This window comes from Pseudomonas sp. NyZ201 (assembly GCF_049860765.1).
Lineage (GTDB): Bacteria > Pseudomonadota > Gammaproteobacteria > Pseudomonadales > Pseudomonadaceae > Aquipseudomonas > Aquipseudomonas bharatica.
This window is the reverse complement of record NZ_CP187557.1, coordinates 999274-1015561: the sequence shown is the minus strand read 5'-3', so window position 1 is coordinate 1015561 and position 16288 is coordinate 999274. Positions and strand designations below refer to the sequence as shown.

General features: G+C 54.4%; 15 protein-coding genes and 4 pseudogenes. 12 read left to right on the top strand and 7 right to left on the bottom strand.

Annotated elements, in window-relative coordinates; translation table 11 throughout:
- Positions 1-13: 13 nt before the first annotated feature.
- Positions 14-286, top strand: a complete 273-nt coding sequence (locus tag ACPFMA_RS04745) for a helix-turn-helix domain-containing protein (RefSeq protein ID WP_425929765.1) — start codon at positions 14-16, stop codon at positions 284-286.
- A 117-nt stretch (positions 287-403) separates the two neighbouring features.
- Positions 404-1210, top strand: coding sequence for a hypothetical protein (locus ACPFMA_RS04740; protein WP_425929764.1), 807 nt, complete (start codon positions 404-406; stop codon positions 1208-1210).
- Positions 1211-1427: 217 nt separating this feature from the next.
- Here the strand turns inward: ACPFMA_RS04740 and ACPFMA_RS04735 are convergent, their stop codons facing one another.
- On the bottom strand, positions 1428-1682 hold the full coding sequence (locus ACPFMA_RS04735) for a hypothetical protein (protein WP_425929763.1): 255 nt from the start codon (positions 1680-1682) through the stop codon (positions 1428-1430).
- Positions 1683-1854: 172 nt separating this feature from the next.
- On the opposite strand from ACPFMA_RS04735, the gene ACPFMA_RS04730 reads away from it, so the two are divergent.
- Together ACPFMA_RS04730 and ACPFMA_RS04725 are read left to right on the top strand one after the other, a co-directional pair.
- Entirely contained in the window at positions 1855-2100 is a 246-nt protein-coding gene (locus ACPFMA_RS04730) for a helix-turn-helix domain-containing protein (RefSeq protein WP_009402735.1), read from the top strand.
- 177 nt (positions 2101-2277) lie between these two features.
- A pseudogene (locus tag ACPFMA_RS04725) lies at positions 2278-3651 on the top strand (transposase).
- A gap of 365 nt (positions 3652-4016) precedes the next feature.
- On the opposite strand, the gene ACPFMA_RS04720 reads toward ACPFMA_RS04725, so the two are convergent.
- Together ACPFMA_RS04720 and ACPFMA_RS04715 are read right to left on the bottom strand one after the other, a co-directional pair.
- A complete protein-coding gene (locus ACPFMA_RS04720; protein ID WP_425929762.1) occupies positions 4017-5147 on the bottom strand; it encodes a DUF4365 domain-containing protein in 1131 nt (376 codons plus the stop codon).
- A gap of 153 nt (positions 5148-5300) precedes the next feature.
- On the bottom strand, positions 5301-5507 hold the full coding sequence (locus tag ACPFMA_RS04715; RefSeq protein ID WP_009403477.1) for a hypothetical protein: 207 nt from the start codon (positions 5505-5507) through the stop codon (positions 5301-5303).
- Positions 5508-5651: 144 nt separating this feature from the next.
- Between ACPFMA_RS04715 and ACPFMA_RS04710 the strand changes: the two are divergent.
- Positions 5652-5819, top strand: a pseudogene (locus tag ACPFMA_RS04710) (integrase); the annotation flags it as partial.
- 100 nt (positions 5820-5919) lie between these two features.
- On the opposite strand, the gene ACPFMA_RS04705 reads toward ACPFMA_RS04710, so the two are convergent.
- Positions 5920-6285, bottom strand: coding sequence for a response regulator (locus ACPFMA_RS04705; RefSeq protein ID WP_425930571.1), 366 nt, complete (start codon positions 6283-6285; stop codon positions 5920-5922).
- A 523-nt stretch (positions 6286-6808) separates the two neighbouring features.
- On the opposite strand from ACPFMA_RS04705, the gene ACPFMA_RS04700 reads away from it, so the two are divergent.
- Positions 6809-8359: a sensor histidine kinase gene (locus ACPFMA_RS04700; RefSeq protein WP_425929761.1), complete on the top strand. Its 1551-nt coding sequence runs from the start codon at positions 6809-6811 to the stop codon at positions 8357-8359.
- Between the two features lie 11 nt (positions 8360-8370).
- Here the strand turns inward: ACPFMA_RS04700 and ACPFMA_RS04695 are convergent, their stop codons facing one another.
- Both ACPFMA_RS04695 and ACPFMA_RS04690 read right to left on the bottom strand, forming a co-directional pair.
- Positions 8371-8742 carry a response regulator gene (locus ACPFMA_RS04695; protein WP_081263125.1) on the bottom strand — a complete coding sequence of 124 codons (372 nt, stop codon included), beginning with the start codon at positions 8740-8742 and terminating at the stop codon, positions 8371-8373.
- 479 nt (positions 8743-9221) lie between these two features.
- Positions 9222-10205 (bottom strand): annotated as a pseudogene (locus ACPFMA_RS04690) (IS5 family transposase).
- Positions 10206-10464: 259 nt separating this feature from the next.
- Between ACPFMA_RS04690 and ACPFMA_RS04685 the strand changes: the two are divergent.
- From ACPFMA_RS04685 to ACPFMA_RS04675, 3 genes are all read left to right on the top strand, one after another.
- On the top strand, positions 10465-11214 hold the full coding sequence (locus tag ACPFMA_RS04685) for a substrate-binding periplasmic protein (RefSeq protein WP_425929760.1): 750 nt from the start codon (positions 10465-10467) through the stop codon (positions 11212-11214).
- Positions 11215-11966: 752 nt separating this feature from the next.
- Positions 11967-12179 (top strand): hypothetical protein, encoded by a 213-nt coding sequence (locus tag ACPFMA_RS04680; RefSeq protein WP_425929759.1) that lies wholly within the window; start codon positions 11967-11969, stop codon positions 12177-12179.
- 74 nt (positions 12180-12253) lie between these two features.
- The gene (locus tag ACPFMA_RS04675) at positions 12254-13243 is read left to right on the top strand and encodes a diguanylate cyclase (RefSeq protein WP_425930570.1); all 990 of its coding nucleotides are present in this window, start codon (positions 12254-12256) and stop codon (positions 13241-13243) included.
- Between the two features lie 166 nt (positions 13244-13409).
- Here ACPFMA_RS04675 and ACPFMA_RS04670 read toward each other — a convergent pair.
- A pseudogene (locus tag ACPFMA_RS04670) lies at positions 13410-13772 on the bottom strand (transposase); the annotation flags it as partial.
- Between the two features lie 101 nt (positions 13773-13873).
- Here ACPFMA_RS04670 and tnpA point away from each other — a divergent pair.
- The 3 genes from tnpA to tnpC all read left to right on the top strand — a co-directional run bounded on the left by tnpA (position 13874) and on the right by tnpC (position 16125).
- Complete coding sequence (tnpA, locus tag ACPFMA_RS04665) at positions 13874-14194, top strand: IS66-like element accessory protein TnpA (protein WP_425929758.1); 321 nt, start codon at positions 13874-13876, stop codon at positions 14192-14194.
- Positions 14191-14526, top strand: coding sequence for an IS66 family insertion sequence element accessory protein TnpB (gene tnpB, locus ACPFMA_RS04660; RefSeq protein ID WP_003189483.1), 336 nt, complete (start codon positions 14191-14193; stop codon positions 14524-14526). The genes tnpA and tnpB overlap by 4 nt, the downstream gene beginning before the upstream one ends.
- A 63-nt stretch (positions 14527-14589) precedes the next feature.
- Complete coding sequence (tnpC, locus tag ACPFMA_RS04655; protein WP_425929757.1) at positions 14590-16125, top strand: IS66 family transposase; 1536 nt, start codon at positions 14590-14592, stop codon at positions 16123-16125.
- The last annotated feature ends 163 nt before the right edge of the window (positions 16126-16288 follow it).

Below are 16288 nucleotides of genomic sequence, written 5' to 3'. Positions count from 1 at the left end.
AAAGGGATTCATCATGCAGGACACGACTACTAATCAGATCGACGCAATCAAGAACGAAATCGCCACGCAACTCGGATACGACCCCAAAACCCCTCCTGTTCATGTAGACGACAAGCAAGCAGCCCAAATCCTGGGTGTGAAGGTCAGCACTCTCTCCGTCTGGCGCTCTACCGGTCGCTACAACCTCCCCTTCCTGAAAGTCGGTCGTCTGGTGCGCTATCGAGTGAGTGGCCTGGCCGAGTTCATGGCCCGCCGCACTGCCGACCACACCGGAAAGTCCCTCTGAGCTAAGCCGGCTTTCTCGGCGGTTTTCTACCGTGGCGCTTGTGCACCTCTCCGAGGCGCGCATAAGCGCTGCGCGAATCGAATTTTTCTGCACCTCATCGACAAGTACATTAGCTCAATGGCAAATATGCTCACTCGACTACTTAACAAAGGCGACGAAGTTAGTATCGAAGCTGGACGACTAGCTATCCGCCCGAAGAGTAAGAAGGCAGTACCGAAAGAATGGCTAGATGAACATTCAGAAGCGATTATAAAAGATATTCTTTCTGTGCTAGGAATAGACGCATACCAGTATTACGAATATGGAGCAGATTATTACGGACCGAAACGTTGCCCCGGCGTAACCCTCCATTTTCGCTCCGTGGTGAAACGGAACCACGCCTATGTGATCTACAACGCTGATCTATCTCGATCTAGAAATACGATAACAGGCAAAAAAGGTGGGAGATTACCTCCTGGCCAGTTTCGAATTAAAAATCAGCGGTGGGGATTTCACAAATTCTGGGAGCGCTCCGGCCTGAAGATTCCCCCGCGATTGTCCTCATTCCACGACTACATGGGCAACTTGAAGGGAATTTTGTTCATCGCCGACGGTAGCGACAGTGGCTCCGAACGCCTTGACCGCAAGACGTTACGCCCCCTCTCGGTAACTGCTGAGCAGATAAAAAGGGCTTTTCTGGCAGACAACAGCCTGACAGTATCCAGCCAAAAGGCAGACAATTCCCGGACAACTCTGCCAGACAACGAATTCGCTGCAGGCCACGGGAAACAAGGCTCACAGGCGAGATCAAACACGTGCAGCTCGCAGCACGGTAAAGCGGTAAACAGGAGCAGCGGTGTTGTATTTCAATTGCCACCGGCGCAAAAGCCTCCACCATTACAAGATATAGACGAGTGGACAGCCCGCTTCTGCAGTCAAGCCTGACTCTTGTAGGTCCGGCCCGCTCATCCTGCGGGCCTGCCACCGCACAACGGCAGACGCGAATAGCTCAACCAGTCGAAGCAAGCTACTTGTCGTCCTGGTGGTCCCCCCGGAGCGTTTCGACTGCCACGACTTTGCAGAGCTAAAGCTCACAAAAGCTAATGTTTCCCGAGCCTGATCGAATGCCCTGAGCCCCGATAAACGCAAGCTACTTGCGACTTCACTGCGGCCACATGAGCGTTCGAATAGCCAGGATTTGAGCTGGCGTGATCCTGCCGCCGATAGCATCGATTCTTTGAAGCCATTCGGCGGCAGTCAAGCTCTCACCCCGCCTGACGAGACCTCCAAATTCAATTACCGCCTGCTGAAGTGCTTCCAGCATCTCAGGATAAAACGGGCCGCCATCGAACCTGATGCTCAACCAGCCAAGCCGTGATCGCCTGATACCTAGCTCGCTGCATGCACGGCTGTTCATCGCAGTCACACCGCCACCGCGCTCAAGCAGCGCGCTCCGCACGCTCCTTCCATGGATGCTCTCTCTGATCGTGTTACAGCCGCCTAGACGCCCCTGGGTGTAGCCACGACGCCCATGAAATGAGTCGTAAATACCGTGGTCATATAGGCATCATATCTAGACGATTCTTGTCATGGCAAGAATCTCCGCAACCCTCGACAACGATGGCAGTCTGAAAAAGCTCGGTGCAGCAATTCGGGCCCGTCGCCTCGCGCTCGCACTTTCCCAGGAAGCATTAGCCGACGCAGCGGGGGTGGATCGTTCTCACATGGGAAAAATCGAGAGGGGAGAAAGGAATGTCACTTTTCTCAACATCCTGCGAATAGCTGTTGCTGTGGAATGCAAGCCTTCCGAGTTGCTAGTCGATGCGAGTCTCTAGCACCTAGCCGAGTGGAAGCCTGAATCGCCCCTAGTTTCGTAGACACCTCGAACGGCTGCAAAGGGTCAAAAGGGGTCGTTGGTGAGCGACCGCTTCCGACCGATTCTGTTGAAAAAGTAGCTCCCCTGTCTGGCCTGCAGCAAAATCTGCGCATCGGCCAGCAGGGAAGCACGCAGCATGATGGGACAGTTATCGAGTGGGCAGGAACGGCTGTTTTACTCATTCAACCTTGAAAACCACATCCCCGCCAATCACCTTCTGCGTAGCATTGATCGGTGTCTCGATCTGAGCGACTTGCGCCATTACCTCGCCGATTTTTACAGCCCGATTGGGCGTCCGTCGATTGATCCCGAACTGATGATCCGCATGCTGATCGTGGGCTATTGCTACGGCATTCGCTCAGAGCGGCGGCTGTGCGAAGAGACCCATTTGAACCTGGCGTATCGCTGGTTCTGCCGGTTGAGCCTTGAAGATGAGGTCCCCAATCACTCGACCTTTTCCAAAAATCGACACGGCCGTTTTCGGGACAGCGATCTGTTTCGCTGGCTGTTCAATGAAGTGCTGCGTCGTTGCATGGACGCTGGCTTGGTCAAAGGTGAAGGCTTTGCCGTGGACGCCAGCATCATCAAGGCGGATGCCAGCCGGCAGCGCGGCGTACCGGGCGATGAACCGGTCAACTGGAGCGATCCGGCCCTGAGCACCCGCGCCGTGCGTGAGTATCTTGAGGCGCTCGATGAAGAGGCTCTGGCCGAAACGCTACCGAAGCGCCTATAGCTGACTGATCCTCAAGCCCGCTGGACCGCAGCTCCAGGTGGCCCAGCGTTCTACGCTTACTCCACGAATTATCTGATCGATACCGAGCACGGCGTGATCATGGATGTGGAACCCACACCGGCTCATCGAACCGCAGAAGTCGAGAGCACCAAGACGATGATCGATCGGGTCGAAGCGCAGTTCGACATCAAGCCGGAACGCCTGATTGGCGACACCGCTTACGGTACCGCGCCGATGCTGGCCTGGATGGTGGAGGAAAAGGGCATCGAGCCACATGTGCCGGTGTGGGACAAAACCGAACGCAAGAACGACAGTTTTTCGAGCAACGATTTCCGCTGGAATGAAGAGTCTGAGGAATACTGCTGCCCGGCTGGCAATGCATTACGTAGCGAATGGCGAGCCTTCAAGAACAAGCGTTCGCACGTCACCAAAGCCAACACCATCATCTTCCGATCCAGGCAGACCGACTGCGTTGCCTGTCTGATGAAAGCCAAGTGTTGCCCGAACACTGCGGTCCGCAAGATCGCCCGCAGCGTCCATGAAACCGCACGCGATGTGGCTCGGCGCATCGCAACGACACCTGCGTACGTGCGCTCTCGCCGCGAACGTAAGAAGGTCGAAATGTTGTTTGCCCACCTCAAGCGCATCCTGAAACTGGATCGCCTGAGACTACGTGGCATGAGTGGCGCGACCGATGAATTCACGCTGGCCGCCGCGGTACAGAACCTGCGACGGCTGGCTAAATTTACATCTCAAGGGCCACCTGCCACGGGATAGGTGCGCCTGCACTCAGCAAAAAACCTCAAATTAACCCACTAACTGAGCAGCAACGGTCAACGAAGGGCCGAGAAACCACTCAATGTGGTGAGTCGGTTCTTAGGCGATGGTCGTGCCTGAGTTCAGGTCAGCTGAAAAACCGACTTTTTCAACAGAATCGACCCAAAGCTGCCAGTCGGTAATGGTAGATTTCAGCGGGTTGATATCTTCGCCGAGAGCTGTAATCGACCTTTTGCAGTTTAAGGAAAGCCTTAGTCGCCGGCATAGTGCTCTGTCCAAAGGGGCCTTTTTTACATGCTGCGCCGAAGCGTAGCAATATTGCCAAGCTCCGGCCATTTAAGCATTTTAGAGAGAGCGCAACGATTTCAACCGGCGTTGCTGGCAATCGCATCATTGTTATATGGCATCTCCTCGGAATTAGAGGGGTACGAGCACAGAACGGCAAGACTAGTAGGCATAAACCATTCCCTCACAAGCTCTTCATACATGCTTGAAAGGTTTGCCAGCCTGCGCCATACATGCAGATCACAATACTCCAGTAGGCCTTCGAAGTTTTCAATAGCGAAGCCTGACTGAATGTTTTCGAGGATGTCCGAGAGTTCTTTATGGCTCCATCCCATAGGCTGCCAAAACTCGTGCCCTTTCCAGATATCTAGACGGAGGGCCACCGATGTGAAGGTGTTGACCATGGCGATTATGCCCTCTCGGGACCTAACCTCCTCTACAAGCATCTTACCTCGCGCTCGGCGAATTTCTTGCTGCTGATAATGGAATGTCCCGAATGCACCATACATTTTCGAGCGTTTGCCGTAAGCCCGAAGCGGAACCAAGCCATCCTCGTGAGTGCTGATTTTATTTGCTAGCGGAATGTTTATGGTTTTGTGCCCTTTCTCGTAGTACAGCGGGTCTTCTGGAATGATCACTTTGTCAATGTAGTCATTCAGACATACGAAATATGCTTCCCTAGTAGCGGTATCTACGAGAACCAGCAGGACAGGCACTGCTACGCCCATAGCTTGCACCGTCAGAATCTCGGACATCTCAAGCTGGAATTTCGCGACGGGGATATCATCGTACTGGTCGCGGGACTCGGCCAGTGGCCCCTTGACAACGTTTCCTCGGTGATACGCTCGTCGCGTACCGTAGTTGATTGAGCTGGACCCCTTGAGCTGTACGAAAATGTTCTCCCCCAGCGTCTCCGCAACCGTGGCATCGCCCTCTACGAAGTCAAACAGTTCGATCACGCAGTCGATGCCGTAGTCGGCACCATAGTCATGGATGACCCACTGCACCGGAAGGCGTTCTCGGAGGACTTGTACGGAAATCTCTTCTTTTACTTGGTTGATTGAGCGGCGTTTTCTGGGTTGGTTCATGGCTGCCTCAGGCGGGCGAAACGGCGTATCGTGTGGGTAATCGGGTTGGCGATGGGCATTATAAGTCGGCTCGCCATTTTGGCAGGGGGGAGAAGATGTCCTCCGGACCAGTTCCCCCTTCAAGTGATCATTTCCTGCTCAGGCGAGCTGTGACAAATATAGATTGCTCGATGAACTGCCCGGAGATTTTTGCACGTATTGGATGGTCGGTCCTGGCCGATAGCTGGCTGCCGTGAACGGCTGCAATGGGTCGAAAGCAGCCGTTGGCATCAACACTTACTGAAGGGGTCTAATTGGCCCTCCAAGCGCCCGAAGTTGATACTCCGAGACGGCTTGGAACAACGAGTCTGCTAGCATTTTAAGGCGCTCGATTTCATCGGGCGGGCTCTCTGCGGCTTTGGCTTCGTGGTACCGTCGCAGTGCCTCAATGGCTTGCTGCATCAGCGGCTCACTCGCCTCTATCTTGTCTCGTAAGTCGTCCATGCTGCCCTCCCTTTGTGACCTACGCAGTATAGGACGCCTAGCAGTTCAGGCCGTTAGCTGCTCGCCGCCAAGGGCAGCACTGGGTCATTAGCGACCGCTGCTCTGGCTAACCATCCTTATCCTCCCACACGTGGAGGATTTGCTATGAACATCATCTCAACCTGCGGTCGTCAGCCCTGGAACAAAGGAAAATTGGTCGGGCAGAAAGCTCCGCTCCGACTGAGAGATATCTGGGCTATACGAGTAAGGCTTCAAATTGGAGGGAGAACCCGTGACCTAGCTCTCTTCGATCTGGCCATAGACAACAAGCTGGACACAGGTGGGCTCGATCCCCGGACCATCTTCCTTTTCAAACCCTGGACACTTGAACAACTCATTGAAGCCGTCGGACAAGCCTTGATCCGGTAATCACCTACTCTGGGTACATCCGCTTGCTGAACTGTTCGAGAACGGGCATTACCAGTTGGTCAAAACACTCTGAAGGCCACGGTTTGGGCAGAAAAGACACTCCCATCGGCAGTGGTCTTCCCATCTCTTCATAGAACCCGCTCATTACTATGACCCCAGCCGCAGGAAGTCTTGCACGGACTGTGGTTGCAAGAGCAAGCCCATCGACAGGCCCTGGGGTTCTAACGTCCGTCAGGACCAACGCCCATTTCTGAGTACTTAGAGCGGCGAGTCCTTCAGCAGCGGTTGCAAAGCTGGTCACCACAGCTCCGAGATCCTCGAGCATAAAGGTGAGGGTTTCTCTTAACGCAGGTTCGTCTTCTACAAGCATCACGGGGGGAAACGGTGGAGCGGAAATCGTGTGTTTTATCATCTGGCTCGCGTAACGCGCACTAGGTCGGAGTTGACATCCCGTCGCCGTCTTCAAGGCGGCTTGGTGCGCGATGTCATTACGACATCGCTTGCTCAAGATAAATTCATTCTGCCTCACCAAATCTATCAAACGCTCCAGGCTAGCGTTGCTGATTGATATTTACGCGCTGCTCTCATCCTCAGGAGCGCTTGGCTCCAGCAGATCCGCTTGACCGCAATTTTCAGCCATCGCGTGGTATTCCCTGCGCATGGTCTCTCTGTTCACTCTCTCCTGGCACGCTATCAGGCCCGGCGAAAGCGGACGCCTTAATCCTCGACAAAGCCTTCTCCTAAAGGTCCAGGACCAGGATATTCGCTCTGCGGCTGAACTATGCTGGAGAGCTGCCCAAGTACCGCTGAAGCTCCATCATCGATGCGATTGTTTCTGTAGTGCGCCGGTGCGACGATAACGCCCCCCCCACTCCCGTTGTGGAACACCGTTTATGGAACACTCGACTCCTGATGAGACGATCCGGGCTGCGCTACGAAAGACTCATGCCCGACTCAAGAGGCAGCATGAATTGGTTGTCGAGTTTGGTGTTCACTCGCTGAAATCGAACAGCCTTGATCCGTTGATTAATCAGGCATGTACGGTGGTGGCAGAGGGGATGCAAACGCGCTTTGCCAAGGTCCTTACTCCGATTGAGGACACCAATGATTTCCTCCTTGCTTACGGGGTTGGCTGGGATGAGGAGGACATCGGTAGCGCGGTTGTAGGTGGCGATGTCGCAAGCCCGGCCGGCTATGCGATATCGACCTACCGTCCAGTGCTTTCTAACCATCTCGGGCAGGAAGAGCGTTTTCGGACTCCAGAGCTGCTGAAGAGATACGGCATAGAGCGCGCGATCAACGTGCCTATCCGGGGCATCTCGGTTCCTTTTGGGGTATTGGAAGCTGACAGTAGTGACGGTGATGACTTCATCGAAAGCGACCTGGTCTTTCTGGAAGGCATATCCAACGTTATCTCGATGACCTTGGAAAGACTGGCCTCCGACGCTGACGTTCCCGCTCCAAACCCTTATTCGGAAAGCATGCTCAACGCCAGTCCCGATTGTGTAAAGGTTCTTTCAACCGAGGGGGAAATCGAATTCATGAACGACGCCGGCCTGTGTTTGATGCAGATCGGCGACCTGGCTCAGGTCAAAGGCAAATCCTGGTGGCATCTGTGGCCCCAAGAGTCCGAATCACTGGTACTTGATGCATTGGAAAAGGTCGTGAGCGGGCAGTCCACGCGTTTCGAGGCCCTCTGTCCTACAGCACTCGGTGAGCCCAAATGGTGGGATGTGACAGTCGCCCCTATCTTGGGTCCTGAAGGCACTGTAGAAAAAGTGATTGCGGTCTCCCGGGACATTACAGAGCGTCGGCATCACGAAGCCCAGTTGCTATCGCTGATCGAAGCGCAAAACACCCAACTCAACAGAAGTAACATGGACGTCGAGGAGGTCCATCACCGGGTCAAGAACAGCCTCCATCTGGTCAATACCTTGCTGCTCCTACAAGCCAACCTGACTCCCGATGAGGCTGTCAGGATTCAGCTTCAAACAGCGGCCGGTCGCGTCGTCACCATTGCCACCGTGCATGAGCGCCTATACAACGCCTCGCAAGAGCAAGCCATTCTGGCATCGGACTACCTCAAGGCGTTGCTGGGCGACTTGGGTCGAGCACTGGCTGACCGAAAAATCGAGCTGGATTCCGACCCATTGGTGCTTCCTCCGGAACGCATGGCGCCGTTAGGCCTGGTGGTTTCGGAGTTGATCACCAATGCGCTGAAATACGGGAAAGGGACCATTGAAGTCGAGGTGAAGGATGCCGGCGATCATGCCCTGATCAGCGTTTCAGATGAGGGGGATGGTTTCCCGGACACCTATCCTAAGCCGACCGGTACCGGGTTGGGTATGCGCCTGGTCAAGAATTACTGCGGATACGGGGATGCGGCCATCTCGATCGACAGACAGTCCGGAAAAAGCACCATCCGCGTGCGATTCAAGGTGTAAGGGCTTGACTGCTAACTCTGTGCTTCAGGGCCTAGAAGCTCATTGATCGCGTGGCTTAATACATCCAGAGTGCACGGTTTGGTGATGAACCGAGCGTTTGCCGGAAGAAAACCAGGCTGGAGCACCGTATTGCCTGAAACGATAATGACCGGAAGCTCCGGGCGCAACGCCCAGACCGCCTTGGCCAGATCCAGACCGTCATAGTGACCGGGCATGCGTACATCGGTAATCAACAATGCCAGCGGTTGACCCTCTTGCAGTTTTTGCATGGCGTCATCGGCGCTTGCACACTCAACGACGTCATGTCCCAAGTGCGTTACGACTTCAGTCATCAACCATCGGAGGATGTCGTCATCCTCTACCACCAGCACTAGCCCACGCATAGATTCCCCCACCATGTCCCTATTGGTGTCAGCTCATTCACCATTGTTTCCAAGGACTGACAGAAGGAAGGACAGACGGCGCAAGAGCGCAAGGCATGCGCACTCTAAAGGTATGGCGATGTCCGGCCGGATGTTCCGGTAAAGCCAGCGTGCTGAACTGGAGAATTGACCTGCAATTGACAAGTAATCGATCGATGCTGACCCACCGCTCGCATGCGACTTGACTTGCCATTTGTGGCCGACAGCCGCCGGTGGCCACTGACCGCTATGACCCATAGCTGCCGGTGGCCAAAGGCAGAAGTCGGCCAGAACCGGACGGTCACAACATGTTCCAACCGATATCGATAAGAGACAATCCGCTAAGGATTCTCCGATCAAGTTGCTCATCACCTGAAAATGGACGGTTTGGGCATGCCGAAAAGCCCGATTTTCAGCCGCTGATTATTGGATAACCAAGGCGTAGCCTTGGTTTTCTGCCTTCACGGGCGCACCACTCCCGCAGCAGGCAATAATTGCCGGCGCACCATCCACAGATTCGACAGTGCAAACAGCGTGGTCAGTTGCGCCGTGTTCTTGACCAAGCCACGGAAGCGGGTTTTCACATAGCCGAATTGGCGCTTGATCACACGAAATGGGTGTTCGTCCTTCGCTCGCGCCTGCGCTTTGACCTTCTCGATCTTGCGTCTGGCTTTGTAGAGCACGCTGCGCTTGCTCAAGTGCTTGTAGGTGCTACGACGAGCGGCAATCTGCCAGATCACCTGCCTTTCTTCATGCTCCGACCGTTTCTCCACGCCGGTATAACCCGCGTCGGCACAGATAACATTTTCTTCGCCATGCAACAGGTGAGCGACCTCCGTTACATCAGCCACTTCGCCGCTGTGCCGTGGACGTGGTGCACCAGCCCCGACTCAGCATCGGTACCAATGTGCGCCTTCGTGCCGAAGAAATACTGATTACCTTTCTTCGTCTGATGCATTTCAGGATCGCGCTTGCCTTCCTTGTTCTTGGTCGAACTGGGCGCATGGATGATGGTGGCGTCGACGATGGTGCCCTGGCGCAACGACAGGCCCTTGTCTCGCAGGTAATTGTTGATGGTTTCCAAAATGCCCGCCGCCAACTGATGCTTCTCCAGCAGGTGCCGGAAATTCATGACCGTCGTATCGTCGGGGATCGGAGCGCTGAGCGTCAGACGAGCAAACTGGCGCATCGAAGTAATCTCGTATAGCGCCTCTTCCATAGCGGGATCACTCAACGAGAACCAGTTCTGCAGCAGGTGAATGCGCAGCATGGTTTCCAGTGGATACTGGTTTGCGGCCACCGCCAGCCTTTGGGTAGTGAGGCTCGATCAACGCCACTAACCCACTCCATGGAACCACCTGCTCCATCTCGGCCAGGAAACGCTCGCGACGGGTTTGCTTGCGCTTACCGGCGTACTCGAAATCGGAAAAGCTCATCTGACTCATGGGATGGCGGGCTTGTAGAGGGCAGTTGGACGGACGGCTATTTCAGCACAGGTCAGATGGCCTGTGCTGACTTGATCGGAGAATCCCTAAACGCTCTTGAGATACCTACGCCAATGCGTACTGGTTCGTATGTATCAGTCACCGTGGTGACGGTTTACGGGACTGTATCAAGCGCTTGACGCGTGTCAGGGTCTATACTAGTTTCGCTCTTTTGATCAGATCCATCCTTAATCACCGCACAGCCCACCAGGCAGAACGCGTGAAACATTCGACACTTACTGCCGCGCTGCTCTGCCTATTACTTGGCACTCCCGTCAGGGCCGAGCAGTATCAGGTCGTTACTGAAGAGTGGGCGCCGTACAACTACCGGCAGAAAAATCACCTCACCGGCATGGCGACGGAGATCGTTCGAGCCATAATGGCGCGGACCGGGGATGACTTTGAGGTGGCGCTGCTGCCCAGTATGCGAAGCGCCCGTGCATTGAAAACCCGGCCCAAGACCATCATGTATTCACTATTCCGCACGGCAGAGCGCGAACCGCTATACAAGTGGGTCGGACCGATCGTGGAAGAGTCCATTCACCCCTATCAGTTAGCCAATGCGCAACAGCCGGTGAATTCCTTGGAGCAGCTACTTCACGCCCCAAAAATTACGACGAGACATGCCGGCCTGATACCCGAGACTCTGCAGTCGCGGGGCTTCAACAACCTCGAAAAAATTGCAACCGAGAGCCTGCAGCTCTATCGCATGCTGCTAGCCGGGCGCACCGATATCATCATAGGCGACACTGATGCGGGAGTGGTTTACTACAGCCGCCAGTTGAACATCGCCCCCGGCGCGCTGCGGCAGATTCCCATCGAGCTCTATCGCTCATCGCTGTACATCGCCTTCAGCCGCGACTGTGACGATGAACTGGTAGCCTCCTGGGCCCACGCCCTAGAGCAACTGCGCCACTCGGGCGAGCTGGAGCGCATCCAGGATCGATACAATCACCCCATCGGGCAATGACAGCGCGGAACCAGCGCAAGCCCGCTTCGCATCCATCCAGCCTCGACACCCTCAACTTTGAGGATAAGTCAAGAACATTTTTGCAACACGCAGCCATCAGCCTTGGAATAAGGGGATAGCCGCATGGCGACGGTGGAAGTCAGGCCGTCGCTAACGGCCAGAAGCAGTCGGTGCCACTACGACTGATTGGGATAACAGGTCATTTGTAGTGTTTGAAGCTCTGGCAGATCATGTCTAGGTCATCCCACGGCGTACTGTACTGCCCCGCATGACCACAACCCGGAAGCTGCTCAAAAGCCTTCCTCGGTGAGTCACAGCCTGTCGGGAATGACATGTCCTGCAAGACACAACTCCACCAGCAAGTCGCCAGCGGGTATTCCAATTAATCAAATCTTCGTTTGCGGTCATGACGTTATCCAGATGGCATCGTTCCATCATATCCGAGTAGATTCCTACGCACTCGCTTCGTTCATCGTGGCTCCTGAAGCTCCATCTGTGTCTTTCTCCAGCAACTTCCGACGAAATTGTTCCGCGCCTGTCAGCTTTGGGTCGGAAGCAGTCGCTCCCGAACGACCCCTTTCGACCTAAAGCGGCCATTTACAGATGCCTCCTTTCTGGCTAATGATTGGCCGCGTGTCCGGACTCTGGATGCCTTCTGCCGGTTCCCCAGCAGGCATCAGGGCCAAAAACCTATGGATAACTATCATATCTGAAGAGTTACGGAACCGCAGTCTTAGCTAGATAGCATTTCTATGAGCGACCAGGCGCTTAGGCGGGGTGGATTACGGATGCAAAATCTTGCGACCGCCGAGTATTCAATGTCGCTTCGTGATGATGAAGAAGAGGGAGTTGGCCGCATTAAAGGGTTCTTTACATTGAAATTTAAAATGCAAGCGATAAGCATTCTAGAACAGCCTTCGGCAAAAGGAATTTTTAAATGCCATACTGGCGTAGCTTTACAGTAAATGTCAGCATACAAAAAACTATCGGGTGATGGGCTTTGGACAGGTTGCAGCACGGTAAACGCTTCTACAGACTAATGTACGGACCTAGAATAATTGGTACTATTCTTTGCGCCATATTGATTGCAGAGTCAATATCTAGAGAGAATGAAAGTGCACTCATGTGGATATGCCTAGCACTCAACGCAGGGGCATGGCCACACATTGCATATTGCTTATCTAAATATTCAAAAAATCCATACATAGCAGAGCTGCACAACTTAAGAGCGGACTCCCTATTTTGTGGAGTTTGGATAGGGGTAATGGGGATGAATCCACTATCATCTATTGCAATGTCATCTATGGTAGCTATGAATGCCACCGCAACCGGAGGCATAAAAGCGTTAAAAATCACAATCATTCTTCAACTTCTCGGTCTGCTCATTTATTATATTTTGTTTGGCATAAAGTTCGAGCAGAGCACCTTGATAACAGCGTGGGCAAGCTTGCCACTTTTGACACTCTACCCCATGACAGTCGGCTTGGCATCGTACAAGCTTTCGACGGAACTTCACAAAATAAAATCCACGCTGAATAGGTTAAGCATAACTGATGGGCTTACGGGCCTTATTAATCGCAGGCATTTTGATCAAACACTAATAGAAATAGCAACCAATAGCGCCCGCGCACATCAAACATTTCTCGCTGTTATTGATATAGATCACTTTAAGGAAATAAATGACACCTACGGCCATCCAACTGGCGACTCTATTCTTCGCCTTCTCAGCAGAACTCTAAAAAACTCAATGAGATCTACCGATCTCGTGGGTCGACTCGGAGGCGATGAGTTTTGTGTTGTGATGAATTATTCAACTGCGGACCAAGCAGTTACGATTTTGAATCGTATTCTTATGAACTTTAAGGAAGAAAGCAACTCTCTGTTAGGCAAACCGCTTACTATAAGTATAGGAGTCGCGGGCTGGCAGGAGGACATTGAAACAGCGATACAATGGTTCGCCAAGGCGGACGAGCTTCTTTATCTAGCAAAGAAAAGAGGCCGTGACAGAATCGAGATAGAGTCGAAGTAGCCGCACCTTGCTAAACGCTTCAATGCGCTGTAAGGAGAAATGATGGCTAGGGAAACTCCGAACAAGTTGCTCATCACCTGAAAATGGACGGTTTGGGCATGCCGAAAAGCCCGATTTTCAGCCGCTGATTATTGGATAACCAAGGCGTAGCCTTGGTTTTCTGCCTTCACGGGCGCACCACTCCCGCAGCAGGCAATAATTGCCGGCGCACCATCCACAGATTCGACAGTGCAAACAGCGTGGTCAGTTGCGCCGTGTTCTTGACCAAGCCACGGAAGCGGGTTTTCACATAGCCGAATTGGCGCTTGATCACACGAAATGGGTGTTCGTCCTTCGCTCGCGCCTGCGCTTTGACCTTCTCGATCTTGCGTCTGGCTTTGTAGAGCACGCTGCGCTTGCTCAAGTGCTTGTAGGTGCTACGACGAGCGGCAATCTGCCAGATCACCTGCCTTTCTTCATGCTCCGACCGTTTCTCCACGCCGGTATAACCCGCGTCGGCACAGATAACATTTTCTTCGCCATGCAACAGGGTAAGCGGCCAGCGAACACACCTTCAGAATCCCAACGATAAGGGCGATGGTGTCCGCGTATTTTTAAGCGGACGCGATCACCCTTATCGCCAGGATTTCCATGCGCCAACGAAGCTCTTACCCGAAACCGTTCAAAGCCCAGGTCGTTCAGGAATGCCTGCAACCTGGTGCAACCGTGTCCAGTGTCGCCATCAGCCACGGCATCAACGCCAATGTTATCCGCAAGTGGCTGCCGCTCTATCGAGATCTGCCCGCAACACCTTCGCTGCCGGCATTTGTCCCGCTGAAGGCTGCACCTAAACGGCCCACCGAAACGTCAGTGACAATTGAATTGCCCATGGCCGGCCAAGTGATCACTGTGAAATGGCCAACCTCAGATCCCGAGGGCTGCGCGCAATTTATCCGGGCTGTCGCTCAATGATCCGCATCGATGCAATCTGGCTGGCCACCGAGCCGATGGACATGCGCGCCGGCACCGAAACGGCATTGGCCCGAGTGATCGCGGTGTTCGGTGCGGCGAAGCCGCACTGCGCTTATCTGTTCGCCAATCGCCGGGCTAACCGGATGAAAGTGCTGGTACACGACGGCGTGGGAGTCTGGCTTGCCGCACGGCGATTGAATCAAGGCAAGTTTCACTGGCCCGGCATTCGCCATGGTTGCGAAGTCGAACTCGACAGCGAGCAACTCCAGGCATTGGTACTGGGCCTGCCGTGGCAGCGGGTCGGCTCAGGCGGTGTGATCAGCATGCTGTAACCGCCGGCCATTTGGCCGGTCTGCTTGTCGTCGTTTCGCGCCTGCTCTGACACAATCGGCGCCATGACTTTCTCGCCTAACCTCGATCAGATGACCCCGGAACAGCTTCGTGCCTTGGCGGCACAGGCGTTGCAGTTGCAGTCCCAAGTCGAGGCGATGAGCAGGAAGATCCAGAACGATGAAACCATCATCGAACAGCTCACTTACGAAATCGCCCTGCTCAAACGCCACAAGTTTGCCAAGCGCAGCGAGCAAATCAGTCCGGCGCAAGGCAGCTTGCTGGATGACCTGCTCAATACAGACCTTGAAGCTATCGAAGCTGAGCTAAAACAGCTCCTCCCAGCTTCGTCACAGGCCGAGCCACGGCAATCACCCAAACGTGCGCCATTGCCACCGCATTTTCCGCGTACCGTGATTCGCCACGAGCCAGAAAACACTCATTGCGCCTGTGGCTGCCAACTTCAGCGTATTGGTGAAGACGTCAGCGAGAAGCTGGATTACACGCCGGGCGTGTTCACGGTCGAGCAACATGTGCGTGGCAAATGGGCCTGCCGTCAGTGCGAAACCCTGATCCAGGCGCCGGTACCAGCCCAGGTTATTGATAAAGGCATCCCGACCGCAGGTTTGTTGGCCCACGTGATGGTGGCCAAGTTTGCCGATCACTTGCCGCTGTACAGACAGGAAAAAATCTTTGGCCGCGCCGGGCTGCCAATTGCCCGCTCGACCCTGGCGCAGTGGGTCGGACAAACTGGCGTGCGGCTTCAGCCACTGGTCGATGCACTGCGTGAAGCCGTGCTGAACCAGGACGTGATCCACGCCGATGAAACACCGGTGCAAATGCTTGCACCAGGCGAGAAGAAAACCCACCGGGCCTATGTCTGGGCCTACAGCACCACGCCGTTTTCGGCACTCAAAGCGGTGGTTTACGACTTCAGCCCAAGCCGTGCCGGAGAACATGCACGCAACTTCCTGGGCGACTGGAACGGCAAGCTGGTCTGCGACGACTTCGCAGGATACAAGGCCGGTTTTGAACAAGGCATCACTGAAATCGGCTGCATGGCTCACGCCCGTCGCAAGTTTTTCGATCTGCACGTGGCGAACAAAAGCCAGCTGGCCGAACAGGCGCTGCACTCAATTGGCGGTTTGTACGAGGTTGAACGCCAGGCTCGGGACATGAGCCACGAAGACCGTTGGCGAATACGTCAGGAAATGGCAGTACCGATCAGCAAAACATTGCATGACTGGATGCTAGCCCAGCGCGACTTGGTGCCCAACGGATCAGCCACGGCCAAAGCCCTCGATTACAGCCTGAAACGCTGGGTAGCGCTGACGCGCTATCTGGACGATGGAGCTGTGCCTATCGACAACAACCAGGTCGAGAACCAGATACGGCCATGGGCACTCGGGCGCTCGAACTGGTTATTTGCCGGGTCGCTGCGCAGCGGCAAACGGGCGGCGGCGATCATGAGTTTGATCCAGTCGGCGCGCATGAATGGGCATGATCCGTATGCCTATCTCAAAGATGTGCTGACGCGGTTGCCAACACAGCGAGCCAGTGAGATCGGGCAACTGTTGCCGCATCAGTGGGTACCGGCCTGACTTACGCAAGGTGAGTTGGGCGGACGCTTACGTCGCAGGCGCGCCTCCACTAACTGGGTATCCATCTTCGGGTCTGGTGTGATGGTTAATGCAGGAGAGCCGGGGCTCAACGAAAAAAACCACTGGTCATTTTTTTCTACAACCCTAAAGAATTAAACGATTC